This window comes from Nocardiopsis baichengensis YIM 90130 (assembly GCF_000341205.1).
GTDB lineage: Bacteria > Actinomycetota > Actinomycetes > Streptosporangiales > Streptosporangiaceae > Nocardiopsis_A > Nocardiopsis_A halophila.
Map to the genome: position 1 here is coordinate 1 of NZ_ANAS01000033.1, position 24,450 is coordinate 24,450.

Here is a 24,450-nt window from a genome sequence, read left to right on the forward strand (position 1 = left end):
CGAACGTGCGCCGCCGACCCGCCTCGGCCAGAACCTCCTGAGCGGTCCTGGCGCCTTCGCCCTGCGTCGTCGCGGTCACCGTGTCGCCTCCCCGTTGCCTCCGGCAGGTCCGTTCCGGCGCTGGTCAGATGCGCCCACGCGAATCTACCGCAGGGGGCGGATCGCCCGGATCGAGCGCTGTGCGCACCCGGCGCGCGACCTCGTCGGGGGAGGTCCCGGCCGGATAGACCGCGACCACCACCTCCTCCCCTCCACGCGGCCGCGCGGGCCCGCCGCGGAGCACGTCGGCCAGGCCCTCGGTGACGAACGCCATCGCCCGGTCGAACCGGTCCCAGGGGACCGGGTGCTCGGGTTCGCGCAGCCAGGAGCGCAGCACGTGGTTGTGCGCGGCGATCACCGAGGCCGCCACGGCCTCGGCCGCCAGCGCGCGTTCGGTGTCCCGCTCCCCGCCGGCCAGGTACCGGCGGAAGGCGGACTGGTAGCGCGCGGTCATCGCGATCTCCCGGTCGCGCAGCCGCGGCACCGCCCGGACCAGGCGGAAGCGGCGCACGGAGGTGTCCGGTTCGGCGGCGTAGCCCTGGAAGACCATGCGCGCGGCGGTGGTCACCGTGGCCACCGGGTCGCCGCCCGGGGCGGCGTCCAGGAAGCGCCGCACCCCCTCGTACAGCTCCTCGTGCTCGGCGAAGAGGATGTCGTCCTTGGTGCCGAAGCGCCGGAAGAGGCTGCGCCGGCTCAGCCCCGCCTCCTCGGCGACGTCGCCCATCGTGGTGGCCTCGTAGCCGCGCCGCTCGAAGAGCCGCACGGCGGCCGCGACCACCTCGTGCCCGGCGGGGCGCCCCCCGCCGCCGTCCGTACCGGTCCTACCCGTGCCGTCGGCCATGCCCCTCCTCCGTCTTCCTCCCGATAACGTACGCTGTCACTTAATGCCAGTATCAGGCACTCAGTGCCACACCCAGCCCCGGGAGGGCCGATGAGCTTCGACCTGTTCACCACCGCCGAGGAACACGAGGAGCTGCGCGACGCGGTGCGCGCGGTGGCCGAGGACAAGATCGCGCCGCACGCCGCCGCGGCCGACGAGAACAGCGCCTTCCCCCAGGAGGCCTACGACGCGCTGCGCGCGACCGACTTCCACGCCCCGCACATCGCCGAGGAGTACGAGGGCGTGGGCGCCGACGCGCTTGCCACGTGCATCGTGATCGAGGAGGTCGCGCGCGCCTGCGGCTCCTCCTCGCTGATCCCGGCGGTGAACAAGCTCGGCACCATGCCGCTCATCCTGGGCGCCTCGGAGGAGGTCAAGAGACGCTACCTGCCGGAGGTGGCGCGCGGGGAGGCGATGTTCTCCTACGGCCTGTCCGAGCGCGAGGCCGGCTCCGACACCGCCAGCATGCGCACCCAGGCCGTCCGGGACGGCGACTCGTGGGTGGTCAACGGCCAGAAGTCGTGGATCACCAACGCGGGCGTGAGCAAGTACTACACCGTCATGGCGGTGACCGACCCCGGGGGCAAGCGCGGCAGCAACGTCACCGCCTTCGTGCTGCACGAGGACGACCCGGGCTTCACCCTGGGCGAGCCCGAGCGCAAGCTCGGCATCAAGGGCTCGCCCACGCGCGAGCTGTTCTTCGACGACGTGCGCATCCCCGACGAGCGCCGCGCGAGCGGGGTCGGCGAGGGCCTCAAGATCGCCCTGCGCACCCTGGACCACACCCGGGTGACCATCGGCGCCCAGGCCGTCGGCATCGCCCAGGGGGCCCTGGACGCCGCCGTGGCCTACGTCAAGGAGCGCAAGCAGTTCGGCAAGGCCGTCGCCGAGTTCCAGGGCGTGCAGTTCATGCTGGCCGACATGGCGATGAAGCTGGAGAGCGCCCGCCAGATGGTCTACGCGGCGGCGGCCAAGTCCGAGCGCGGCGACGCCGACCTGCCCTTCTTCGGCGCGGCCGCCAAGTGCCAGGCCTCCGACGCCGCCATGGAGATCACCACCGACGCCGTCCAGCTCCTCGGCGGCGCCGGCTACGTGAAGGACTTCCCGGTCGAGCGCATGATGCGCGACGCCAAGATCACCCAGATCTACGAGGGCACCAACCAGATCCAGCGCATGGTGATGGCGCGCCAGCTGCTGAAGTAGGCGGCAGGGACGCGGAAGAGCCCTGGTGGCCCCTCCTTCCCAGGGGGCGACCAGGGCCCCGGTCAGCGGTGCCCGAGCTCCTCGGCGATGCTCGCGGCCCACGCGTCGATCGCCCCCTCGTCGCGGTGGTCGCCGTACCGGCCGCCCATCAGCCGGAACACCAGGCGCCCCGCCCTGGACAGGTGCTCGGGCCCGACCACCCCGGAGAACAGCCGGTGCCCGCGGACGGGGAAGGGCGCCGCCAGGTCCGCCTCGATGGCCGACGCCTCCGTGGCGGCCAGTCTCCGCCACGGTCCGCGCAGCGCGTCCGGCATGCCCACGCTGAACAGCCACACCGGGCGGGACCGGGTACGGGCGAGGTCGCGTCGGACGAACTCACGGCCCGTGTCCAGCCACGAACGGTCGTGCACGGCGCTGCCGACGACGAAGGCCCCGTACCCCCTCACGTCGCCGACGTCCGTGAGCGAGCGGACGTGGGCGTCGACTCCGGCCGCCCGGAGCCCCGATCCGATGCGCTGGGCGATCTCCCGCGTGGAGCCGTGCTCCGTCGCGTATCCCACCAGGACGATCATGGCGCCTCCCATGCCGTGGTGCCCGTACGGTCCAGCGAACGCCGCGCCGACCGCCCCTGGCAAGGGACGTCGGTCAGCGGCCGCGCAGGGCCACGGCGGTGAACAGGGCCGTGGCCGCCATGACGGCCGCCCCGGTCAGGGCCGCCGCGTTCAGGCCCTGGGTGAAGGCCGCGAACGCCGTCTCCAGCAGGTGGTCTCCCGCCGCGCCCATGCCCGCGGCCTGCTCGGCGGCGCCGGCCACGGTCCCGGGGACCTGCCCGGGCACGGCGCCCCGGTAGACGGCCGCGGCGACGGTCCCCAGGACCGCGATCCCGAGCGCGTTGCCCAGTTCGACGGCCGACTCCGACACACCGGACGCAGCGCCCGCGCGCTCGCGCGGGGCCGCCCCCAGGACCAGGTCGTTGGCGAGCGACCCGACGGCCCCCACGCCGAGGGTGACCACCGTGTAGGCGCCGATGAACAGCGCCACGGGCGACTCCGGCCCCACGGCGGCGATCCCGGTGAAGCCGAGCGCGCCCACGGCCAGCCCTGTGGACAGCACCGCGCCCCGGGAGAGGCGGCCGGCCAGTGCGCCGGCGAGCACGACCCCGGCGACCGTGCCGAGGAAGGTGGGCAGCGCCCACAGGGCGGCCTGGAGGGGGCTCAGGCCGTGCACGGTCTGCAGGTAGGTGAAGGCGAGGAAGCCCATGCCGGCGGCGGCCAGGGAGACCGCGCCGTTCGCGGCGACGGCCGCCCCGAACGCCGGGTTGCGGAACAGTCCCAGGTCGATCAGCGGGTGCGCGGCGCGCATCTGGCGGCGGACGAACAGCGCCCCGCAGGCCAGTCCCCCCGCCAGGGCGGCCCCGGCCGCGGCGTCGGGGCCGTACTCGGAGGCGTGCTTGACCGCGAAGACCGTGCCCAGCAGTGCGCCCAGCGAGAGCAGCGCCCCCGGCAGGTCGAAGGCCCCGCCCTCGGGCGCCTTGGACTCGGGCACCAGCAGCGGCGCCGCGAGCAGCAGCAGCGCCATCACCGGGACGTTGATGAGGAAGACCGATCCCCACCAGAAGTGCTCCAGCAGGGCGCCGCCGATGACGGGGCCGGCGACGGCGCCGCCGGTGAAGGCGGCCGTCCAGGCGCCGACCGCGGTCCGGCGCTGCGCGGGGTCGGCGAAGAGGGTGCGGATCAGGGCGAGCGTGGAGGGGGCGAGGGTGGCCGCGCCGACCCCCAGCAGGGCGCGTCCGGCGATGAGCAGCCCGGCGGTGGGGGCGAAGGCCAGCAGCGCCGAGGCCGCCCCGAAGGCGGCGCCCCCGGCGATCAGCAGCCGCCGGCGGCCGAACCGGTCCCCCAGCCCGCCCATGGCGATGAGCAGTGAGGCGAGCACGAAGCCGTAGACGTCCATCATCCACAGCCACTGGGCGGCGGTGGGGTCGAACGCGGCGGCGAGCGCCGGCGCCGCCACGAACAGCACCGAGATGTCCATCGATACCAGGAGCGCGGGCAGCAGCAGCACGGCCAGCCCGGCCCAGGCGCGGGGGCCGGCGCGGGGCGGGACGGCGCCGGGGTCGGCGGGGCCGGGGTCGCGGGTCGTCGTCATGGCCGTGATCGTACGTACGTCATAGACACCCGTCAATATGTACGTACGTCCAAGGACCGAGGTAGGATGCCGCCATGAACCACCGCGACGACCTCCTCGAAGGCGCCAAGAAATGCCTGGTGGAGAAGGGCTACGCGCACACCACCGCGCGCGACATCGCCGCCGCCTCCGGCGCCCACCTGGCCTCGATCGGCTACCACTACGGGTCGAAGGACGCGCTGATGAACGCCGCGGTCATCGCGGCGACCAGCGAGTGGGGCGACACCGTCGCCGAGGCGCTGGACGCGGTCGAGGCGCCGGACCCGCAGGCGCGACTGGCCGCGCTGGTGGACCGGATGCGCGCGAGCACGCCGCAGGAGCGCGAGCTGCTGATGGCGAGCGTTCAGGCCTACGCCGAGGCGCAGTTCTCCCCCGAGCTGCGCTCGGCGCTCGGCGCGGCCTACCAGGAGGCGCACCGGGAGTTCGCGGCGCTGCTGGACCCGGGCTCGCAGGACACCCCGCAGGGCCGGGCGCTGGGCGCCGCCGCCTACGCGGTGTTCTCCGGCATCCTCCTCCAGGAGCTGGTCGACCCGGACGCCCTGCCGGACACCGGGGCGCTCATGGCGGCGCTGCGCCGCCTCACCGGTGCGCCGTAGCCCCGCGGAAGGTCCGGCGGTACTCGGTGGGCGAGACCCCGGTCTCGGCCTTGATGTGCGCCCGCAGCGAGGCGGCGGTCCCCAGCCCCGACCGCTCGGCCACCCGGTCCACCGCCAGGTCGCTCTCCTCCAGCAGCCGGCGCGCGTAGTCCACGCGCTGCCGGTGCAGCCACCGCGCGGGCGAGACCCCCGTCTCCTCGCGGAAGCGCCGGGTGAAGGTGCGCACGCTCATCGAGGCCCGGCCCGCAAGCTCGGCCAGCGGCATCGGGCGTGACAGGTCCTCCTCGGCCCAGGCCCGGGCCACCGCGGTCGCCCCGCCGCGCGCCGACGGCGGCACCGGGCGCCGGATGTACTGGGCCTGCCCGCCGTCCCGGTGCGGCGGCACCACCGTCCCGCGGGCCACCTCGGCCGCCACCGCCGCCCCGTGGTCGCGGCGGACCATGTGCAGGCACAGGTCGATGCCGGAGGCCACCCCGGCGGCGGTGAGCACGTCCCCCTCGTCGGTGTAGAGCACGTCGGGCTCGACCCGCACCGCCGGGTACAGCTCGGCCAGGCGCGCCGCCGACCGCCAGTGCGTGGTGGCCCGCAGCCCGTCCAGCAGCCCGGCGGCGGCGAGCACGAAGGTGCCGGTGCAGATGGAGGCGTACCGCGCACCCGGCGGGATCCGCGCGAAGGCCTCCGCCAGCTCCCCCTCCAGCGGCCCGCCGACGGGCTCGTAGTCGACGTCGGAGGCGGGCACGACCACGGTGTCGGCCGCGGCCAGGACCTCCGGCCCCCGGGCCACGTTGAGGGTGAAGTCGGCGTCGGTGCGCACCTCCCCCGGCCGCACCGCGCAGGTGAGCACGTCGTACAGCCGTCCGCCCTGCGGGGACCGCGCCTCGCCGAAGATCCGGTGCACGATGCCGGTCTCCATCGGCAGGGCCCCGTCGCGGACCAGGACCGCCACCGTGTGCCGTGTTCGCTCCCGAGGGGTTCGCTCCATGGCCCGATTATTGCGCATGTCGGCCGACGGGCCACTCGTACCCCGGCGGGCCCGGGCCGCATGATCGATGCGGTCCCGAAAGCGAGGAGAGCGCTCCGATGAACGTCCTGTGGGTCTTCGCGCACCCCGATTCCCGGTCCCTGAACGGCATGCTGCGCGACACCGCCCAGCGCGCGCTCAGCGACTGCGGCCACGCCCTCATGGAGTCCGACCTGTACGCGATGGAGTGGAACCCGGTGGTCGGACCCGACGACTTCGGCCACGATCCGACCGAGCGCCTACGGGTGCCCGCCGCCACCAAGCGCGCGCGGAGCGCCGGGACCATGGCCCCGGACATCGTGGCCGAGCAGGAGAAGCTCGCCTGGGCCGACACGGTGGTCGTGCAGTTCCCGCTGTGGTGGTACGGGCTTCCGGCGATCCTCAAGGGGTGGTTCGACCGGGTCTTCACCATGGGCTTCGCGTTCGGGATCCAGGACCCCGAGACCGGCCGCACGCTCCGCTACGGAGAGGGGCCCCTGGCCGGCAGGCGCGCGCTGGCCGTGACGACCGTCGGTGCCCGGGAGACCTCCATCGGCCCGCGCGGGGTCAACGGCGCCATCGAGGACATCCTGTTCCCGCTGAACCACGGGACGTTCTGGTACACGGGGATGGACGTGCTGCCGCCGGTCGTCGTCCACAGTGCCGACCGCGCCTCGGCCGAGGACGTCGAGCGCGCCGGCAAGCACCTGGCCGAGCGGGTGCTGACCGCCTGGCAGACCGACCCGGTCCCCTACCGGTCGCAGAACGGCGGCGACTACGACGACGCCCTGGTGCTGCGCCCGGAGCTGGCTCCCGGGGAGACGGGCCTGGCCGCCCACCTGCTCCGCTAGGCGGCCGGCTCGAAGGAGGCCGTGATGGCGTCCAGGAGCCCGCGGTTCTCCTCCCAGGTGTCGGTCGGGGAGACGAGGAAGAGGGCGTACCCCTTCTCCTCGGTGTGGAAGGCCCGGTTGACCGCGTGCCGCTCGTCGAAGGTGAACTCCCAGTCGGCCGCGCTGATGTACCGGTCCACGAAGGGCTCGTCCAGGGCCGTGATCGCCTGCTTCTCATAGCCCGAGAAGTTGCCGGAGATCGCGCCCTCCTGCCGCAGCCAGTCCTGCTCGGCGTCGTCGCCGGGGTCGTCGGTCTGGTCGATCTGCAGGTAGCCGCCGCCGGGGAGGTCGAAGAAGACGCTGGTGCCGCTGCGCTCGCGGAACTCCCACCCCTCGGGCAGGTCCACGGAGAAGCCGGTCTCGTCCTCGTACCGGGCCATGGCGACGTCGGCCTCGGGCCCCTCTTCGGGCTCCTCGGGCTCGTCGGCCTGCGCTGAAGGGTCGCCGTCCTGCGCTGACGGTGCGCTCGGCCCGGGCTCCTGCGTTCCGGCCGCCTCCGGGGGCGTGCGGGGGGCCGGGTCGGCGCCGTCCAGCCCTCCGTCGCCCAGCCAGAAGGCCAGGGCGACGGCGGCGAGCGCCGTGGCGGCGGCGCCCCCCAGCGCCGCGAACCGGCGTCCGCGCCCCTTCCCGGACGGCGGGGGCTCGGCGGCGGACGCGGCGGCCGGGGCCTTCCCGGCCCGCTCGGCCGCCTCGCTCAGCATGCGGTGCGCCTCGGCGATGCCGGGCCGCCGCTCGGGCTCCTTCTCCAGCAGGGCGGCCAGCACCGGGGCCAGCGGGCCGGCGTTGCGCGGCGGCGGCACCTCCTCGGTGACGATGGCGGTCAGCGTCGCCACCGCCGCCTCCCGGTGGAAGGGCACCCGGCCCTCCACCGCCTGGTAGAGGGTGACGCCCAGCGACCAGATGTCCGAGGCCGGGGTGGCCGGGCCGCCCTGGGCCTGCTCGGGGGACAGGTAGCCGGGCGAGCCCACCAGCAGGCCGGTGCTGGTCAGCCCGGAGGTGCCCTCCAGCCGGGCGATGCCGAAGTCGGTGAGCACCGCCCGGTCGCCGGGGGCGATGAGCACGTTGCCGGGCTTGATGTCGCGGTGCACGATGCCGCGGTCGTGGGCGAGGGACAGCGCGGTGGCCATCTGCAGGCCGATGGCGGCCGCCCGGCCCGGGTCCAGCGCCCCGTCGCTCTTGATGACCTCGGAGAGCGAGCGCCCCCGCACCAGCTCCATCACGATCCAGGGCCGGTCGTCGCCGTCCACCACGTCGAAGACGGTGATGATGGAGGGGTGGCCCAGCCGCGCGGCGCTGCGCGCCTCCCGCAGCATCCGGGTGCGCAGCACCTCGACCTCGGCCTGGGGCAGCTGCGGGGGGATGGTCAGCTCCTTGACCGCCACGGGCCGGTCGAGCAGCTCGTCGGTGCCGCGCCACACGCGGCCCATGCCGCCCGCGCCGATCAGCTCGGTGAGGCGGTAGCGCCCGGCCAGCAGGTGGCCGGGCGCGGTCTGCTCTGAACTCATGGGTGGGGCTTTCCTCGGGTCCTCGCGGCCGCGGCCGCCGCGGCCGTGCCGTCACCTGGCGAGTCTAAATCCCCCGCAACGCCATGAAAGCGCACGACGAGGGACATCGTGCGCACCCGTCAGGCGGTGTCCGCTTCCGGACACCGAACGGCCGGACCGGACTCAGGCCGGGGCCGCCCCGCCCAGGCGCACCCGCAGCGCGGCCACGCCGTTGGAGACGATCGAGGGCACCTGCTCGGGCTCGGTGTCGAGGAGCTCCATGCCGGGGAAGCGGGCGAAGAGCGCGGGCAGGGCGGTGCCCAGCTCCAGCCGGGCCAGGTTGGCCCCCAGGCAGTAGTGCGGGCCGTGCGAGAAGGACACGTGGGACTTGTCCTCACGGGTGATGTCGAAGCGGTCGGCGGTGCCGCCGTGCTGCCGGGGGTCGCGCCCGGCGGAGCCGTAGGACACCAGCAGCGCGTCGCCCTCGGGCACGGTGGTGCCGTCGATCACCAGGTCCTTGGCGGCGAAGCGGAGCGGGACGTTCTGGATGGAGGTGTTCCAGCGCAGCGTCTCCTCCACCGCGTCGCTCCACGGGCGCTCCCCGCGCACCAGCGCCTCCAGCTGGTCCCGGTGGGTCAGCAGCGCCTGCACCGCGTTGGTCAGCAGGTTCATGGTGGTCTCGAACCCGGCGCCGATGATCAGGATGAGCGTCCAGACCAGCTCCGACTCGCTGAGCCGGTCGTTGTCCTCGTCGCGTGCGGCGATGAGCGCGCTGGTCATGTCCTCGCCCGGGGCGGCGCGCTTGCGCGCCACCAGGTCGGCCAGGAACCGCTGGGTGCCCTCGTGGTTCTCCAGCGCCTGCTCAGGGGTGATGGTCTGGTCGAACATCATCCCGATGCGCCGGTGCAGCTCGTCGCGGGCGCCGCCGTCCACCCCGAACAGGTCGCTGATCACCGTCATCGGCAGCGGGTAGGCGTAGTCGGCCTTGACGTCGGCGACCGGCCCGCCGGCGGCCATCGCGTCCAGCAGTTCGGCCACCAGCGCCTCGATCCGCGTGCGCATGCCCTCCACGCGGCGCGGGGTGAAGGCCTTGGAGACCAGCTTGCGCAGCCGGGTGTGGTCCTCGTCGTCGCGCGCGAGCATGTTCTCGGCGGCGACCCAGGAGATCAGCTGCCAGTCGGCGCGGATCCGCCCCTCCCGCCAGGCCCGCCAGTGGACGGGGTTCTTCTTCACATCCGGGTGGGTGACCACCTCGCGCACCGCGTCATAGCGGGTCACCGACCACGCAGCAACCTCACCAGGAAGTTCGACAGGGACGACGGCTCCGGTCTCGCGGAGCCGGGCGGCTTGGGGGTGGAGGTCTCCGGTGACGAGTCGGACGGGGTCCACGGCGTTCCTTCCTCTACCGGGGTCTGGGGGTCGAAAGCGACGGGAAGCCGCGTGAGGGCGTGGGCGAAGGGGGAGATCCTCCAGGACAGCTCCTCGGGCGCCGTGCCCAGCCGCAGCCGGGGCAGGCGCCGCAGGAGGACCTCGATGCCGGCCACGGCGATGGCCGTGGCGATGTCCTTGGCCGGGCAGCGGTGCGCGCCCACGCCCCAGGCGAGGTGGGCGCGGTTGGGCGCGTCCTCCAGGCGCTGGGCGTACTCCTCGGCGAGGAAGCGGTTGGCGGCGGCGAAGCCCAGCAGCACCGGGGTGCCCTCGGGCAGCGTGCCGCCGCCGGGGACCTCCACGTCCCGCACCGGGTACATCACCGGGTAGTTGGTGACCGGGGGCGCGCTCCACATGACGCGGTCGATCGCCTCGCCGATGCCGGTGCGCGCGCCGGCCAGGTCCTCGCTCAGCGCGCGGTCGGTGAGCAGCACCCGCACCGCGTTGGACAGCAGGGAGGCGCTGGGCTCGTGCCCGGCCCCGACCATGAGCACCAGGTGCTGCAGGACCTCCTCGTCGCTGAGCCCGGCCCGGTGCCGCATGAGGGCGCTGGTGACGTCCTCGCCCGGGTGCGCGCGCTTGCGGTCGATGTGGGCCGAGAGCACCGACTCCAGTTCGGCGTTGGCCCGCTCGGCGTCCACCCCGTCCCACATGTCGCGCAGGGCGGTGAAGAAGCGGCGGCCGGAGGAGGCGTCCATGCCGAACATGTCGTTCATGACCAGCAGCGGCAGGGGGCGGGCGAACTCCTCCATGAGTTCGGCCTCGCCGCGCGCGCAGAAGCCGTCCACGAGGCGCTCGGCGACGGCCCGCGCCTGGGCGCCGACCTTCCCGGGCTCGAAGGGCGCCAGGGAGTCGACCATTGCGCGGCGGACCCGCCGGTGCTCCTCGCCGTCGGAGAACAGCGCGTTGGGCCGGTGGCCCATCATCCCCAGCAGGGAGGAGTCGTCGGGGATGCGCCCTTCGCGCCAGTCCTTCCAGCGGCGGGCGTCCCGGCTGAACGTGCGCTCGTCGCGGCACCAGGCGGTGATGAGCGCGTAGTCGACCACCAGCCGTCCCTCCACGCCGGGTTCGAGCATGACCGGGACGACCGGGCCGTGCTCCTCGCGCATGCGCGCGTAGGCGGCGTGGTGGTCGGCATGGAAGCCGGGGTCGTACAGCTCCAGGTGGGGGCAGCCGGTCGCCAATTCACGGTTCCGTTCGCGCTCGCTCGCCGGGGGGGGGCGCGAGGAACGGTAGCGGTCCGGGGCCCAGAACGACAGGGGCGCCCCCACGGTCCGTGACCGCGGGGGCGCGCTGTGCTGGACATTCGGGTTGCGGACGGGCCGGAATCAGGAGGGGTCCACGGCCCGGAACCGGCGCAGCCGTAGGCTGTTGCCGACCACGAAGACGCTGGAGAAGGCCATCGCCGCGCCGGCGATCATCGGGTTGAGGAGGCCGGCGGCGGCCAGCGGCAGCGCCGCGGCGTTGTAGGCGAAGGCCCAGAACAGGTTGCCCTTGATGGTGGACAGGGTGCGGCGGGAGAGCCGGATGGCGTCGGCCGCCGCCCGCAGGTCCCCGCGGACCAGGGTCAGGTCGCCGGCCTCGATGGCCACGTCGGTGCCGGTGCCCATGGCCAGCCCGAGGTCGGCCTGGGCCAGGGCGGCCGCGTCGTTGACGCCGTCGCCCACCATGGCCACCGCGCGGCCCTCGGCCTGCAGCCGCCGCACCTGCTCGACCTTGTCCCGGGGCAGCACCTCGGCGACCACCCGGTCGATCCCGACCTCGGCGGCGACGGCCTCGGCCACCGCCCGGTTGTCCCCGGTGAGCAGGACCGGGGCCAGCCCCAGGCCGCGGAGGCGGCGCACCGCCTCGGCGCTGGTCGGCTTGACGGTGTCGGAGACGGTCAGCACGGCGCGTGCGGCGCCGTCCCAGGCCACGGCCACGGCGGTGCGGCCCTCGGCCTCGGCGGCCTCCTTGGCCCGGCGCAGGTCCTCGGGCAGGGACAGGGACCACTCCTCCAGCAGCGCGGTCCGGCCGACCAGGACCTTGCGGCCCTCGACGACGCCCTGCACGCCCAGCCCCTCCTGGTTGGCGAACCCCTCGGCGGCCGGCAGGTCCCCCGCGCGCCGGGCGGCGCCCTCGGCGACGGCCCGCGCGATGGGGTGCTCGGAGGCGTCCTCCAGCGCCCCGGCCAGGCGGAGCACCTGCTCCTCGTCCTCCCCCTCGGCCACGTGCACCCCGGAAAGGGACATGGTGCCGGTGGTGACGGTGCCGGTCTTGTCCAGGACGACGGTGTCGATGCGCCGGGTGGACTCCAGCACCTCCGGGCCCTTGATGAGGATGCCCATCTGGGCGCCGCGGCCGGTACCGACCATGAGCGCGGTCGGGGTGGCCAGGCCCAGGGCGCAGGGGCAGGCGATGATGAGCACCGCCACCGCCGCGGTGAACGCCGCGGCCGCCCCGGCCCCGGTGGCGAGCCAGAACGCCAGGGTCCCGGCGGCCAGCAGGATGACGACGGGGACGAACACCCCGGAGACCCGGTCGGCCAGGCGCTGGATCTCGGCCTTGCCGTTCTGCGCCTCCTCGACCATGCGGGCCATCTGCGCCAGCCGGGTGTCGGCACCGACCCGGGTGGCGCGGACGGTGATCCGGCCGCCGGAGTTCACGGTGGCCCCGGCCACCTGGTCCCCAGGGGCCGCCTCCACCGGCACCGATTCGCCGGTGAGCATGCTCATGTCGACCGCGGAGGTGCCCTCCTCCACGACGCCGTCGGTGGCGATCTTCTCGCCGGGGCGCACGACGAACAGGTCGCCCTCGGCCAGCTCCCCGATGGGGACGCGCCGCTCGGTCCCGCCGCGCAGCACCGCCACGTCCTTGGCGCCCATCTCCATCAGCGCCCTGAGGGCGGCTCCGGCGCGGCGCTTGGACCGGGCCTCGAAGTACCGCCCGAGCAGGATGAAGGAGGTGACGCCCGCGGCGACCTCCAGGTAGATGTCGCCGGCGCCGTCGCTGCGCGCGACGGTCAGCTCGAAGGGGTGGACCATGCCCGGCTCGCCGGCGGTGCCGAGGAACAGGGCGTAGAGGGACCAGAGGAAGGCGGCGAGGGTGCCCATCGACACCAGGGTGTCCATGGTGGCCGCGCCCTGCTTGAGGTTCTTCCAGGCGGCCCGGTGGAAGGGCAGCGCCCCCCACACGATGACGGGGGCCGCCAGCGTCAGCGACAGCCATTGCCAGTAGGTGAACTGCAGGACCGGGAACATCGCCATGGCGATCACCGGGACGAACAGCGCCAGGCTGACCACCGTGCGCTCGCGCAGCGGCCGTACCGGGTCGTCCCCGGCCGCGTCCGCCTCCTCGCCGCCGCTGCCGTCGGCGGCCGGGGCGGGCAGCGCCGCGCCGTACCCGGCCTTCTCCACCTGGGCGACCAGGTCCTCGGGCGCGACCCCGTCGGCGTAGTCGACCTGCGCCTTCTCGGTGGCGTAGTTGACGGTGGCGGTGACGCCGTCCATCCTGTTCAGCTTGCGCTCGATCCGGTTCGCACAGGAGGCGCAGGTCATGCCGGTGATGGCCAGTTCCACCCGATCGGTTCCGCTCATGCCGCTCTCCTGTCGTCTCCTCTACCCCTGATCATCGGGGATCACCGGGGGCGCACGCCCCGCGTTCGCCCACACCCCCATTGGTACCATACCCCCCCAGGGTATGAAAAGAACCGGGGTCCGCCCCCCGCGCCGGCGGGGGCGGCGGCTACATTTCCCCCATGTACTCCCTTGAGGACCGGACGGTGGCGGTCGAGGCGCACATCTCCGCCTCCCCCGCGCGGGTATGGGCCCTGGCCTCGGACATCACCGTTCCGCCGCGGTTCAGCGGCGAGCTGCAGAGCGCCGAATGGCTCGACGGAGCCGAGGGCCCCCGGGTCGGGGCGCGCTTCTCGGGCCGCAACCACAACGAGCACATGGGCGAGTGGACCACCACCAGCGAGGTGGCGGAGGCCGACGAGCCGCACGCCTTCGCCTGGCACGTCCTGCTCCCCGACGGGCGCCGGGTCGCCACCTGGCGCTTCGACCTGCGCGCCGAGGACGGCGGGACCGTGCTGCGCCAGTCGATGGCCGTCGGCCCCGACCCCGGACCGATGGACGAGCTCGCGGCCGAGCGGCCCGAGCGTGCGCGCCGGATCCTGGAGAAGCGCCTGACCATGCTGGAAGAGGGCATGCGGGCCACCGTCGACGGGATCCGCGGCCTCGCCGAGGGGTGAGGCCTACCCCGGGCGGGTATCCCCGGCGCCTCAGCCCTCCTTGAGGTCCAGACGGGCGATGGGGCGCCCGCTCACGGGGTGCGGGCCGCAGCCGAACCCCGCCTTGCGGAACATGCGCACGGTGCCGGTGTACACCTCGGCGCTGGGCGCGCGCCCGCCTGCGGTGTCCACCGGGTACCCCTCCAGGACGCGCCCGCCCTCGGCGCGGGCGTACTCGACCGCGGCGTCCAGGAGGCGGGTCCCCAGCCCGTGCTTGCGCCGGCGCGGCGGGAGCCAGAAGCACACCACCGCCCACACGCCGGGCTCGTCGGGGTCGACGGGGCGCAGCGCGCGGGAGCGGGACAGGCGGATGAACGCCTCGCGCGGGGAGACCGCCACCCAGCCGCACGGCTCGGCGCCGTCGTAGGCGATCAGCCCGGGGATCCTGCCGTCGAGGGTGAGTCTTCGCAGGGTCTCCTTGTTGGTGCGCCCCCGTTCGGGCGGCGGGCAGGACAGGCTCTCGGAGAAGTCCTTGGCCCGGCGGCGGAAGAACGCGCACCAGCAGTGCCCGTAGGCGCCGGTCGGGCCGAACATGCGCTCCAGGTCGTTCCAGCGGTCCGGGGTGGCGGGCTCGATCGAGACGATGGTCATCCAGTCCCCCTGGGAACAGGCACACAGATGTGAGGAAGAACACTAGCGAGTCGGGACGGTTCCGGCATCATCCCGCCGTCCGTCTTGCCATGATTCGTCGTCTTATCCGCGCTTTGCCGGATTCCCCGGCCCCGCCGCCCCGGCGAACGCGAAGGGCGCCCCTCCGGGAGAGGGGCGCCCTTGGAGGAAGAGAGGCGGTCAGCGGAGCGTCTTGACCTCTTCGCCCTCGCCTTCCCAGCACTGCACACCGGGGATCTGCGGGATCCGGTCACGGGTGAAGACCGGGTCCACCCCCTGCTTGCGCTGGTCGGTGTAGTCGCGCAGCACCAGCACGGCGGCGCCGGCCAGCGGCGCCAGCGCCACCAGGTTGACCAGCGCCATCAGGCCCATCGTGGTGTCGGCCAGGCTCCACACCAGCGCGACCTGGCCGATGGAGCCCAGGAAGGTCGCGACCAGGAAGACGAGCTGGAACCCGAGCATCACCTGCGGCCTGCCGCTCATGAAGCGCACGTTGGCCGCGCCGTAGTAGTAGTTGCCCAGCACCGAGCTGAAGCACAGCAGCAGCAGGACGAAGGTCAGCGCGTGCACGGACCAGCCGCCCAGGCTCGCCTGAAGGGCGTCCTGGGTCATGGAGGGGCCGCGCTCCTCGCCGTAGACCGGGTCGGAGACCAGGATCAGGAACGCGGTCATGGTGCAGATGACCAGCGTGTCGAAGTACACGCCGAACGTCTGCACCAGCCCCTGCTTGGCCGGGTGGCTCACCGAGGCGCTGGCGGCGGCGTTGGGGGCCGACCCCAGGCCGGCCTCGTTGGAGAACATGCCGCGCCGGACGCCCTGCACGATCACGGTGCCCAGGGCGGCCCCGGCGACCTCGCGCAGCCCGAAGGCGCTCTCGAAGATGAGCACGAAGACGGGCACGATCTGGTCGGTGTTGAGGGCGACCACCGCCAGTGCCATGAGGATGTAGACCAGCGCCATGAAGGGCACCAGCGCCTGGGTGACGTGGGCGATCCGTCGGACGCCGCCGAAGACGACCAGCGCGGTGACCGCGACCAGGACGGCGCCGATGGCCGGGGCCAGCCAGCCGGGGACCGACGCGCCGGTCACCTCGACGGAGTTCTGGACGGCGCCGGAGATGGTGTTGGACTGCACCGCGTTGAACACGAACCCGAAGGTGATGGTGATCAGGATGGCGAAGACCACCCCGAGCCAGCGCGCGCGCAGCCCGTGCTGCATGTAGTAGGCGGGGCCGCCGCGGAACCCGGTGGAGTCGCGCACCTTGTACAGCTGGGCCAGAGTCGACTCCACGAAGCTCGCGGCGCCCACGAGCAGGGCCATGATCCACATCCAGAAGACGGCCCCGGGGCCGCCGACGGCGATCGCGCCGGCGACGCCGACGATGTTGCCGGTGCCGATGCGCGCCGCGGCCGAGATGGAGAAGGCCTGGAACGGGGAGATCGCCTTCTTGCCGTCGGGGGCGGTCTCCGGATCTCCGCGCAGCTGGCGGACCATGTCCGGCACCAGGCGGATCTGCACGCCCGCGAGCCGCACGGTGAAGTAGAGGCTCAACAGGGCCAGCAGGGGGATGAGAAGGTACATCCAGAACGCGTCTGTGGCGCTCACCAGGAGGTCGTTTACGGTCTCCAAAACCCTGGGGCTCCTTTGCTTGCAGGGGGAGTGAGGTGGGCAACTGCCCTCAGTACCCCTGTACCGGGCGGGAACACCGGATTCCCGCACGCGTTGCCGGATGACTACCGTTCTGTGACCTCACGCCCGGTCCGCCGCCCCGATCTCCTGCGCAGGGTCACCCGTCCTGTTCGGAGGGTCAGTCGGCGGTCAGTCGGTCGCCGTGCTCTCCGGGCGTTTGTAGACCAGGTCCGCGTACTCGCGGTGGCGCTCGATCCACCCTTTGTAGAAGGGGCACAGCGGCAGCACCACCATGCCGCGCGAGCGCACGTCGTCCAGGGAGGAGCGCACGATCGCGCTCCCCACGCCGCGCCCCTCGTAGGCGGGGTCCACCTCGGTGTGGGTGAACACGACCATCTCCCCCGCCAGCAGGTACTCGGCGAATCCGGCCACCGCGTCCCCCGCACCCGCGTCCCGCGCCTCGTAGCGCCGCCGGGCCGGGACGTCGGTGACCGTCAGGCTCACGTCTGCCACCAGTTGCTCCTCAGCTTGTCGTCGGGGTCGGTCACCCCGTCCGGGCAGGCGAGGCCCGCGGTGTCCCACCCGAGCAGCGGCGCCCCCGCCTCGTACGCCGCCTGGTAGAAGGAGAGCACCGCCGCACGCGGGTCGGCGGCCGCGCGCGCCCGGCCGTAGCGCAGCAGCGCCAGGTGCCCGTGCGCGCCGTCCAGCCACTCGGCGCCGTCGGGGAGCGGCGCCCCGGTGAGCCCCTCGGGCTCGGGCGCCGTGTAGGAGTAGAAGGCCGGCTCGGGGACCGATTCGTCGCCGAACCAGAACCCGAAGCTGACCACCTCCTCGGAGTAGGCCTCGCGGACGAGCGCCCCGGCCTCCTCGGGGTGGCGGACCGCGCCGCCCCCGAAGCGCGTGACCGCGATGTCGAAGGTGTGCCAGAAGTGGTGCACAGGGCTGGTCTTTCCCGAGTAGCCCGCGGCGAACTCCTCCAGGACCCCGCCCACCCGGCCCAGCACCCTCCAGTACCGGTTCGCCCAGAACGGGTCGTAGGCGGCGTGCTCGGTGTCCTCGGCGAACGGCCGCGCCGCGTCCGGCAGGTCGTAGGGGTAGGGGCGGGCGATCTCCACGTGCACGCCCAGGGTGTCCAGGGCGGCGAGCACCTCCCGGTAGAAGGAGGCCACGCTGTGCCCGGCCAGCGGGAACGAGGCCTCGCGCCCCTCCTCGGTGCGGGCGGTCAGCCGGTGCCGCACGAAGTCGAAGTCGACGGTGAACAGCGGGTTGCCGTCCACCACCCCCATCGGGCGCGTGGTGAGCCCGGTCCCCGTCAGCCGGAAGGGCACGTGCCACCAGTGGTTGCGGCGCGGGCTGGACGCGAGCCGGATCTTGCCCACGATCTGCTCGAACCGGTGCAGCGTCTCCTTGGTCGCCGCCCACTCCTCCAGGGGCATCGACGGCAGGTCCTCCATGGTCAGCTCCATCCCCGTCGTGTCGCGCGCACCGCCGGGCCCGTGCGGCCGTCCCGCGAGCGGTAGACCACGTAGGGCCGGAAGAGGTAGAACCACGGCGCGCTGAAGGCGTGCACCAGCCGGGTGAACGGGAAGAGCGCGAACAGCGCCATCCCGACCAGGGCGTGGACCTGGAAGGCGGCGCCGGAGGCGGCCATGGCCGGCACGTCCGGGGAGAGCACCCAGATGCTCCGCCACCACACCGAGACCGTGGTCCGGTAGTCCGGCTCGTGCGCACCGGTGAACTCGGCGGCCGTGGAGACCAGGGTGGTGGCCAGCCCGGCGACGATCGCCAGCACCAGGACCAGGTACATCACCTTGTCGTTGGCGGTGGTGGCGCTGAACACCGGCCCGGTGGTGCGGCGCCGCCACACCAGCAGCGCCACCCCGGCCAGGGTGCACAGCCCGGCGACGGCGCCCAGCCCCAGGGCCACGGCGTGGTAGGCGGCGTCGGAGACCCCGGCCGCTCGGGTCCACTCCCGCGGCACGACCAGGCCGACCGCGTGGCCGACGATCACCACCAGGAGGCCGAAGTGGAACAGCGGGCTGCCGATGCGCAGCAGCCGGGACTCCTGGAGCTGGGAGGAGCGGGTCGTCCAGCCGAACTGGTCGTACCGGTAGCGCCAGAGGGCACCGCCGACGAAGAGCACCAGCACGACGTAGGGCAGGACGCCCCACAGCATCAGCTCGACCGTGCTCACGGCGCTCCCACCCCCGGCATCCCCAGATCGACGGGGGTGCGCTGCGCCCCGTAGGGCTCCAGGCCCACGTCCTCGGCGGGCGGCCCCTGCTCGGCCAGGCGGCGCGCCTGGCTCCGCTGGGCCGCCGCCGGGGGCGGCAGGGTCGCCGCGACCGCGTCGAGCACCCCGGCGTAGGGCGTACCGTGCCGGTGCAGGGCCGCGCGCAGCAGCTCCAGGCCCGGTTGGAAGCGGCGCAGCAGCGCCTCGCCCCACTCGGTGTCGCCCCGGGAGGCGAACTCCAGCACCACGCACAGGTGGTCCGGCAGCTCCTGCGGTCCGGGCCGCCAGCCGCACCCGGCGTAGATCTCCTTCAGTCGGGCCAGGGCGTGCCCGCGCCTGCGCGTGTCCCCGTCGGTGTAGAAGGTCAGGTGCAGCGCCCGGCGGCGGCGCATGTCGAAGGTCTCCACGTAGTGGGCGCCCAGTTCCAGCTCCCCGGCCGCCGAGGCGTGGGCGCAGAACGCGGCCAGCCCTTCACGGGCCGGTCCGGCGGGCAGCTCCTCCACGGCCGCGCGTACCGCCGGGAGCCGCTCCAGCATGCCCCGGTCGGGGTAGTCCAGCAGCAGGGCGGCGGCGCGCCGGACCACCGCGGCGTCCCGTGCGCGCATCACCGCTCCTCCCCTCGCGGAGGGAAGAGCCCTTCGGGCCGGCCGTTTCCGTCCCAGTTCAACAGGTTCACCCGGCCCTTCAGGTCGGCACGGTCGGCGGGGGCGTCGCTGGTCTGGCGCGTCCTGAGAGCGTGGAAGGTCTCCACACTGGCCGGGTCGGGCCGCCCGGATGCCTCCCCGAACGGAGGCGCGGGGGCGCGGCCGTGCGCCGGGCCCATCCCGCCCATGCCCGGCCCGGACTCGAAGTCCAGGCTGCACCCGATCTCCTCGATCACCCCCCGGTCGGCGTCGTCGACGCCGTAGGCGGTGGGGATGACGTAGCGGTCGTCGTACTTGGCCAGCGCAAGCAGCCGGTACAGCTCCTCGATGCGGGCGCCGGTGGTGCCGGCCTCCCGGGCGATGGACTCGTCGCGCTCCTGGCCCAGGTTGATCCGGCGCATGTAGGAGCGCACGGCGGCCAGGGTGCGCAGGGAGTGCTCGACCGGCCCCGGGTCGCCCGCGGTGAACAGTTCGGCCAGGTACTCCACGGGGATGCGCAGGGCGTCGATGGCGCCGAAGAGGTTGTGCACGTCCTCCCCGTCGTGGCCGGCGGCCCCGACCGCGTCCACCACCGGTGAGAGCGGGGGAATGTACCAGACCATGGGCAGGGTGCGGTACTCCGGGTGCAGCGGCAGGGCGATCCGGTGCCGCGCGATGAGCGCGTACACGGGCGACCTGCGGGCCGACTCCAGCCAGGCCTCGGGGATGCCGTCGCGGCGGGCCGCCTCCTGCACCTCGGGGTCGTCGGGGTCGAGGAACACCCCGAGCTGGGAGCCGTAGAGGTCCTTCTCGTCCTCGACCGCCGCGGCCGGCCCGACCTGCTCGACGTCGTAGAGGACCACGCCGAGGTAGCGCAGGCGCCCCACGCAGGTCTCCGAGCAGATGGTGGGCATGCCCACCTCGATCCGCGGATAGCACAGCGTGCACTTCTCGGCCTTGCCGGTCTTGTGGTTGAAGTAGACCTTCTTGTACGGGCAGCCGGTCACGCACATCCGCCAGCCCCGGCACTTGTCCTGGTCGACCAGGACGATGCCGTCCTCGACGCGCTTGTACATCGCCCCGCTCGGACAGCTGGCCACGCACGAGGGGTTCAGGCAGTGCTCGCAGATCCGCGGCAGGTAGAACATGAACGTCTGCTCGAACTCGAAGCGGACCTTGTCGCCGACCCGCTGCACCACCGGGTCCTGGGAGGCCAGCTCCGGGCCGCCGGCCAGGTCGTCGTCCCAGTTGGCGCTCCAGGAGACCTGCATCGGCTCGCCGGTCAGCAGCGAGCGCGGCCGGGCCACCGGGATGTCGTCGCCCAGCGGGGCGGTGATCAGGTGGCCGTAGTCGTAGGTCCAGGGCTCGTAGTAGTCGTGGATGGAGGGCATCACCGGGTTGGCGAACAGGGTGGCCAGCTTCTTGAGGCGGCCCCCGGCGCGCAGCTTGAGCCGGCCCGAGCGGGTGCGGACCCACCCGCCCTTCCACCGCTCCTGGTCCTCGTAGCGGCGCGGGTACCCCTGGCCGGGGCGGGTCTCGACGTTGTTGAACCAGGCGTACTCGACACCGCTGCGGTTGGTCCAGGCCTGCTTGCAGGTGACCGAGCAGGTGTGGCAGCCGATGCACTTGTCCAGGTTCATCACCATGGCCACCTGGGCCATGACGCGTCCGATGGCCATCAGTACTCCACCTCGCCGGTGCGCTTGCGCACGACGGTGACCTCGTCGCGCTGGTTGCCGGTCGGTCCGATGTAGTTGAAGGCGTAGCTGAACTGGGCGTAGCCGCCGATCAGGTGGGTGGGCTTGACCAGCAGGCGGGTCAGGGAGTTGTGGATGCCGCCCCGGCGCCCGGTCGTCTCGGTCTTGGGCATGTCCACCACGCGCTCCTGGGCGTGGTAGATGTACACCGTCCCGGCCGGCATGCGGTGCGAGACCACCAGCCGGGCCGCGATCACCCCGTTGCGGTTGACGGCCTCGACCCAGTCGTTGTCGCGGGCGCCGATCGCCTCGGCGTCGGCCGGGCTCATCCACAGCGCCGGGCCGCCGCGGGAGAGCGTCAGCATCAGCAGGTTGTCCTGGTACTCGGAGTGGATCGACCACTTGGAGTGCGGCGTCAGGTAGCGCACGGACACCTCGCGCTCCCCTCCGGCGCCCAGGGCCGGTTCCCCGAAGAGGCGGTGCATGTCCAGCGGCGGCCGGTAGCCCGGCAGCGCCTCGCCGAACTCCAGCATCCAGTCGTGGTCGACGTAGAAGTGCTGCCGCCCGGTGAGGGTGTGCCAGGGCTTGGCGTTCTCCACGTTCACGGTGAACGGCGAGTAGCGGCGGTCGGGCGCCTCCTTGCCCGACCACTCCGGGCTGGCGCCCACCGTCGTCGGGCGGGCCTGGGTGTCGCTGAAGACGACGCGGCGCTCGGCGCCGGCCTGGACGAGGTCGGAGAAGTCGGTCCCGGTCCGCTCCGCCAGCCGCTCGAACCCCTGGGCGGCCAGCCGCCCGTTGGAGGTCCCGGACAGGGCCAGGATCATCTCGCAGGCCTTGACGTCGGTGTCCAGCAGCGGCCGGCCGTCGGCCACGCCGCCCTGCACGGCGCCGTTGCGCTCGCGCAGCCACTCCACCTCGCGGTCGGGGGTGAAGGAGACGCCCTTGACCGGCAGCCCCAGCCGCTCGGCGAGCGGACCCAGCGCCGCCATGCGCTCGGCCACCGCCGGGTAGTCGCGCTCCACCACCACCAGGTTCGGCATCGTGCGTCCGGGCACGGGGCGCTCGCCCGTGCGCTTCCAGTCCGGCACGGTGCCGCCCGGCTGGGCCATCTCCCCCGGGGTGTCGTGGGCGTGCGGGGCGGCGACCAGGTCCTCGGCGGCGCCGAGCCGGGACTCGGCGAGGCCGCTGAACACGCGCGCGAGCCCGTGGAAGGCGTCGAAGTCGGTGCGCGCCTCCCAGGGCGGGTCGATGGCCGGGGTGAAGGCGTGCACGAAGGGGTGCATGTCCGTGGTGGACAGGTCGTGCTTCTCGTACCAGGTGGCGGCCGGGAGCACGATGTCCGACATCAGCGTGGTGCTGGTCATCCGGAAGTCCAGGCTCAGCAGCAGGTCGAGCTTGCCCTGCGGCGCGGGCTCGCGCCAGCGCACCTCCGCGGGGCGGTGGGCGGCCCCCGCCTCCGCGCCCTGCACCGAGGAGTCGGTGCCCAGCAGGTGGCGCGAGAAGTACTCGCTGCCCTTGGCCGAGGACCCGAGCAGGTTGGACCGCCACACGGTGAGCACGCGCGGCCAGTTCTCCGGCGCGTCGGGGTCCTCGGCGGCGAAGCGCAGCCGTCCGGCCTCCAGCTCCTCCACCGCGTACTCGGCGGGGTCCTTGCCCGCCTCGCGGGCCTGGCGGGCCAGGCGCAGCGGGTTGCGGTCGAAGGTGGGGTAGGAGGGCATCCACCCCATCCGCGCGGAGGCCGCCACCAGGTCGGCGGTGTGCCGCCCGGCCACCGAGCCCGTCCCCAGCGGGGAGGCCAGGGCGTCGGCGCCGTAGGTGTCGTAGCGCCACTGGTCGGTGTGGGTGTACCAGTAGGCGGTGCCCGCCATGAAGCGCGCGGGCCGGCCCCAGTCCATCGCCGAGGCGTAGGCGGCCCACCCCGCGCTGGTGCGGCACTTCTCCTGGCCCACGTAGTGCGCCCACCCGCCGCCGTTGACCCCCTGGCAGCCGGTGAGCAGCAGCAGCCCCAGGAACGCCCGGTACATGGTGTCGCCGTGGAACCACTGGTTGGTGCCGGCGCCCAGCACGATCATGGCGCGGCCGCCGCTGGCCTCGGCCGTGGCGGCGAACTCCCGGGCGATGCGCACCGCCCGGTCCGCCGGAACCGAGGTCAGGCCCTCCTGCCAGGCCGGCGTGCAGGGCTGGGTGGGGTCGTTGTAGCCCACCGGCCAGGTCCCCGGCAGCCCCTCGCGCCCCACCCCGTACTGGGCCATCATCAGGTCGAGGACGGTGGTGACGGTGTGCCCGCCCAGGGTGCGCACCGGGACCCCGCGGCGCATCTCGCGCCCGTGCCCGTCGGCGGTGTCGAAGCGGGGCAGCGCCACCTCGGCGGCGGGGGCGCCGGGGGCGTGGAAGGTGAGCAGCGGGGTGCGCCCGCCGGTGCGCAGGTTCCACTTGCCGGCCCCCTCCTCGCCCCACCGGTGGCCCAGGGTGCCGCCGGGGACGTAGGGCAGCCCGGTCTCCTCGTCGACCAGCAGCGGCTTCCACGCGGCGTTGGCCTCGCCGGCGGTCTCCTCCAGGTCGGCGGCGGTGAGGAACTTGCCGGGCACCCGCACCCCGTCCCGCTCCTCCAGGCGGACCAGGAAGGGCAGGTCGGTGTAGGTGCGCACGTAGGAGTCGAAGGCCGGGGTGCGCCGGTCGACGAAGTGCTCGCGCAGGACCACGTGGCCCATGGCCAGGGCCAGTGCGCCGTCGGTGCCCGGGTGGGGCGCCACCCACTCGTCGGCGAACTTCGCGGCGTCGTTGTAGTCGGGGGCGACCACCACCACCTTCTGGCCCCGGTAGCGGGCCTCGGCCATCCAGTGCGCGTCGGGGGTGCGGGTGACCGGGACGTTGGAGCCCCACAGCACCAGGTAGGCGGCGTCCCACCAGTCGCCCGACTCCGGCACGTCGGTCTGGTCGCCGAAGACGTGCGGGGAGGCCACGGGCAGGTCGGCGTACCAGTCGTAGAAGGAGAGCATCGACCCGCCGAGGAGGTTGACGAACCGGGCCCCGACGCCGTGCGAGACCTGGGACATGGCCGGGATGGGCGAGAACCCGGCAATGCGGTCCGGGCCGTGGGCGGCGATGGTGTGCACGTGCGCCGCGGCGGCGATCTCCAGGGCCTCGTCCCAGGTGACGCGCACCAGGCCGCCCTTGCCCCGGGCCGACTGGTAGCGGCGGCGCTTGTCGGGGTCGGCGGTGATCTCGGCCCAGGCGGCCACCGGGTCGCCCAGGCGCTCGCGGGCCTCGCGGTACATGCCCACCAGCACGGCGCGGGCGTAGGGGTACCGGACCCGGGTGGGCGAGTAGGTGTACCAGGAGAAGGCGGCGCCGCGGGGGCAGCCGCGCGGCTCGTACTCGGGGCGGTCGGGCCCCACCGAGGGGTAGTCGGTGGCCTGGGTCTCCCAGGTGATGATCCCGTCCTTGACGTAGACGTTCCACGAGCACGACCCGGTGCAATTCACGCCGTGCGTCGACCTCACGACTTTGTCGTGGCTCCAGCGGTCACGGTAGAACACGTCTCCCTCACGGCCGCCCGCCTTGAACTCGGCCCGCATATCCGCGGTGGCGGGGGTCCGCGTCAGATACGTTCCGATCCGCAGCAGGAGATCCCCGGCACTACCGGATCGACCAGCGGATTTACCGTTACTGGACATGAATCTCA

20 protein-coding genes are annotated in these 24,450 nt (G+C 73.6%); 4 read left to right on the forward strand and 16 right to left on the reverse strand.

Features of this window, described 5'->3' with window-relative positions:
• Positions 1 to 124: 124 nt before the first annotated feature.
• Positions 125 to 880 carry a TetR/AcrR family transcriptional regulator gene (locus C892_RS0122580; protein WP_017559039.1) on the reverse strand — a complete coding sequence of 252 codons (756 nt, stop codon included), beginning with the start codon at positions 878 to 880 and terminating at the stop codon, positions 125 to 127.
• 90 nt (positions 881 to 970) lie between these two features.
• Between C892_RS0122580 and C892_RS0122585 the strand changes: the two genes are divergently transcribed.
• Positions 971 to 2,122, forward strand: a complete 1,152-nt coding sequence (locus tag C892_RS0122585) for an acyl-CoA dehydrogenase family protein (protein ID WP_017559040.1) — start codon at positions 971 to 973, stop codon at positions 2,120 to 2,122.
• Positions 2,123 to 2,184: 62 nt separating this feature from the next.
• Here the strand turns inward: C892_RS0122585 and C892_RS0122590 are convergent, their stop codons facing one another.
• Positions 2,185 to 2,694, reverse strand: coding sequence for a flavodoxin domain-containing protein (locus C892_RS0122590; protein ID WP_017559041.1), 510 nt, complete (start codon positions 2,692 to 2,694; stop codon positions 2,185 to 2,187).
• 73 nt (positions 2,695 to 2,767) lie between these two features.
• Positions 2,768 to 4,267 carry an MFS transporter gene (locus tag C892_RS0122595; RefSeq protein ID WP_017559042.1) on the reverse strand — a complete coding sequence of 500 codons (1,500 nt, stop codon included), beginning with the start codon at positions 4,265 to 4,267 and terminating at the stop codon, positions 2,768 to 2,770.
• A gap of 74 nt (positions 4,268 to 4,341) precedes the next feature.
• On the opposite strand from C892_RS0122595, the gene C892_RS0122600 reads away from it, so the two are divergent.
• A complete protein-coding gene (locus C892_RS0122600; RefSeq protein ID WP_017559043.1) occupies positions 4,342 to 4,902 on the forward strand; it encodes a TetR/AcrR family transcriptional regulator in 561 nt (186 codons plus the stop codon).
• Here C892_RS0122600 and C892_RS0122605 read toward each other — a convergent pair.
• The gene (locus tag C892_RS0122605; RefSeq protein WP_239647490.1) at positions 4,886 to 5,884 is read right to left on the reverse strand and encodes a GlxA family transcriptional regulator; all 999 of its coding nucleotides are present in this window, start codon (positions 5,882 to 5,884) and stop codon (positions 4,886 to 4,888) included. The two genes, C892_RS0122600 and C892_RS0122605, sit on opposite strands and share 17 nt — an antisense overlap.
• Positions 5,885 to 5,982: 98 nt before the next feature.
• Here C892_RS0122605 and C892_RS0122610 point away from each other — a divergent pair, with 98 nt between their 5' ends.
• Positions 5,983 to 6,753, forward strand: coding sequence for an NAD(P)H-dependent oxidoreductase (locus tag C892_RS0122610; RefSeq protein ID WP_017559045.1), 771 nt, complete (start codon positions 5,983 to 5,985; stop codon positions 6,751 to 6,753).
• On the opposite strand, the gene C892_RS0122615 is transcribed toward C892_RS0122610, so the two are convergent.
• From C892_RS0122615 to C892_RS0122630, 4 genes are all read right to left on the reverse strand, one after another.
• Complete coding sequence (locus C892_RS0122615; RefSeq protein WP_017559046.1) at positions 6,750 to 8,297, reverse strand: serine/threonine-protein kinase; 1,548 nt, start codon at positions 8,295 to 8,297, stop codon at positions 6,750 to 6,752. The two genes, C892_RS0122610 and C892_RS0122615, sit on opposite strands and share 4 nt — an antisense overlap.
• A 162-nt stretch (positions 8,298 to 8,459) precedes the next feature.
• Positions 8,460 to 9,554, reverse strand: coding sequence for a cytochrome P450 family protein (locus C892_RS0122620; RefSeq protein ID WP_017559047.1), 1,095 nt, complete (start codon positions 9,552 to 9,554; stop codon positions 8,460 to 8,462).
• Positions 9,551 to 10,888 carry a cytochrome P450 family protein gene (locus C892_RS0122625; protein WP_017559048.1) on the reverse strand — a complete coding sequence of 446 codons (1,338 nt, stop codon included), beginning with the start codon at positions 10,886 to 10,888 and terminating at the stop codon, positions 9,551 to 9,553. The genes C892_RS0122620 and C892_RS0122625 overlap by 4 nt, the downstream gene beginning before the upstream one ends.
• Before the next feature lie 144 nt (positions 10,889 to 11,032).
• A complete protein-coding gene (locus C892_RS0122630; protein ID WP_017559049.1) occupies positions 11,033 to 13,279 on the reverse strand; it encodes a heavy metal translocating P-type ATPase in 2,247 nt (748 codons plus the stop codon).
• A gap of 161 nt (positions 13,280 to 13,440) precedes the next feature.
• On the opposite strand from C892_RS0122630, the gene C892_RS0122635 reads away from it, so the two are divergent.
• Positions 13,441 to 13,935: an SRPBCC family protein gene (locus tag C892_RS0122635; protein WP_239647491.1), complete on the forward strand. Its 495-nt coding sequence runs from the start codon at positions 13,441 to 13,443 to the stop codon at positions 13,933 to 13,935.
• Positions 13,936 to 13,965: 30 nt separating this feature from the next.
• On the opposite strand, the gene C892_RS0122640 is transcribed toward C892_RS0122635, so the two are convergent.
• The 8 genes from C892_RS0122640 to C892_RS0122675 all read right to left on the reverse strand — a co-directional run bounded on the left by C892_RS0122640 (position 13,966) and on the right by C892_RS0122675 (position 24,442).
• Complete coding sequence (locus C892_RS0122640; RefSeq protein ID WP_017559050.1) at positions 13,966 to 14,565, reverse strand: GNAT family N-acetyltransferase; 600 nt, start codon at positions 14,563 to 14,565, stop codon at positions 13,966 to 13,968.
• A 198-nt stretch (positions 14,566 to 14,763) separates the two neighbouring features.
• A complete protein-coding gene (locus C892_RS0122645) occupies positions 14,764 to 16,212 on the reverse strand; it encodes an alanine/glycine:cation symporter family protein (protein WP_017559051.1) in 1,449 nt (482 codons plus the stop codon).
• A 189-nt stretch (positions 16,213 to 16,401) separates the two neighbouring features.
• Positions 16,402 to 16,725 (reverse strand): GNAT family N-acetyltransferase, encoded by a 324-nt coding sequence (locus C892_RS0122650; protein WP_017559052.1) that lies wholly within the window; start codon positions 16,723 to 16,725, stop codon positions 16,402 to 16,404.
• Positions 16,713 to 17,678: a DUF5996 family protein gene (locus C892_RS0122655; RefSeq protein ID WP_017559053.1), complete on the reverse strand. Its 966-nt coding sequence runs from the start codon at positions 17,676 to 17,678 to the stop codon at positions 16,713 to 16,715. The genes C892_RS0122650 and C892_RS0122655 overlap by 13 nt, the downstream gene beginning before the upstream one ends.
• A complete protein-coding gene (narI, locus tag C892_RS0122660) occupies positions 17,669 to 18,388 on the reverse strand; it encodes a respiratory nitrate reductase subunit gamma (protein ID WP_040685553.1) in 720 nt (239 codons plus the stop codon). The genes C892_RS0122655 and narI overlap by 10 nt, the downstream gene beginning before the upstream one ends.
• Positions 18,389 to 18,402: 14 nt before the next feature.
• Positions 18,403 to 19,050, reverse strand: a complete 648-nt coding sequence (gene narJ, locus C892_RS0122665; protein WP_017540847.1) for a nitrate reductase molybdenum cofactor assembly chaperone — start codon at positions 19,048 to 19,050, stop codon at positions 18,403 to 18,405.
• A complete protein-coding gene (gene narH / locus C892_RS0122670) occupies positions 19,050 to 20,747 on the reverse strand; it encodes a nitrate reductase subunit beta (RefSeq protein WP_017559055.1) in 1,698 nt (565 codons plus the stop codon). The genes narJ and narH overlap by 1 nt, the downstream gene beginning before the upstream one ends.
• Positions 20,747 to 24,442, reverse strand: a complete 3,696-nt coding sequence (locus C892_RS0122675) for a nitrate reductase subunit alpha (protein WP_026124566.1) — start codon at positions 24,440 to 24,442, stop codon at positions 20,747 to 20,749. Before C892_RS0122675 ends, narH begins: the two co-directional genes overlap by 1 nt.
• Between the last annotated feature and the right edge of the window lie 8 nt (positions 24,443 to 24,450).

Excerpts from the sequence above, each read along its gene's own strand:
- C892_RS0122580 (WP_017559039.1), bottom strand. The coding sequence starts at position 880 with ATGGCCGACGGCACGGGTAGGACCGGTACGGACGGCGGCGGGGGGCGC.
- C892_RS0122585 (WP_017559040.1), top strand. The coding sequence starts at position 971 with ATGAGCTTCGACCTGTTCACCACCGCCGAGGAACACGAGGAGCTGCGC.
- C892_RS0122590 (WP_017559041.1), bottom strand. The coding sequence starts at position 2,694 with ATGATCGTCCTGGTGGGATACGCGACGGAGCACGGCTCCACGCGGGAG.
- C892_RS0122595 (WP_017559042.1), bottom strand. The coding sequence starts at position 4,267 with ATGACGACGACCCGCGACCCCGGCCCCGCCGACCCCGGCGCCGTCCCG.
- C892_RS0122600 (WP_017559043.1), top strand. The coding sequence starts at position 4,342 with ATGAACCACCGCGACGACCTCCTCGAAGGCGCCAAGAAATGCCTGGTG.
- C892_RS0122605 (WP_239647490.1), bottom strand. The coding sequence starts at position 5,884 with ATGGAGCGAACCCCTCGGGAGCGAACACGGCACACGGTGGCGGTCCTG.
- C892_RS0122610 (WP_017559045.1), top strand. The coding sequence starts at position 5,983 with ATGAACGTCCTGTGGGTCTTCGCGCACCCCGATTCCCGGTCCCTGAAC.
- C892_RS0122615 (WP_017559046.1), bottom strand. The coding sequence starts at position 8,297 with ATGAGTTCAGAGCAGACCGCGCCCGGCCACCTGCTGGCCGGGCGCTAC.
- C892_RS0122630 (WP_017559049.1), bottom strand. The coding sequence starts at position 13,279 with ATGAGCGGAACCGATCGGGTGGAACTGGCCATCACCGGCATGACCTGC.
- C892_RS0122635 (WP_239647491.1), top strand. The coding sequence starts at position 13,441 with ATGTACTCCCTTGAGGACCGGACGGTGGCGGTCGAGGCGCACATCTCC.
- C892_RS0122640 (WP_017559050.1), bottom strand. The coding sequence starts at position 14,565 with ATGACCATCGTCTCGATCGAGCCCGCCACCCCGGACCGCTGGAACGAC.
- C892_RS0122655 (WP_017559053.1), bottom strand. The coding sequence starts at position 17,678 with ATGGAGCTGACCATGGAGGACCTGCCGTCGATGCCCCTGGAGGAGTGG.
- narI (WP_040685553.1), bottom strand. The coding sequence starts at position 18,388 with ATGCTGTGGGGCGTCCTGCCCTACGTCGTGCTGGTGCTCTTCGTCGGC.
- narJ (WP_017540847.1), bottom strand. The coding sequence starts at position 19,050 with ATGCGCGCACGGGACGCCGCGGTGGTCCGGCGCGCCGCCGCCCTGCTG.
- narH (WP_017559055.1), bottom strand. The coding sequence starts at position 20,747 with ATGGCCATCGGACGCGTCATGGCCCAGGTGGCCATGGTGATGAACCTG.
- C892_RS0122675 (WP_026124566.1), bottom strand. The coding sequence starts at position 24,442 with ATGTCCAGTAACGGTAAATCCGCTGGTCGATCCGGTAGTGCCGGGGAT.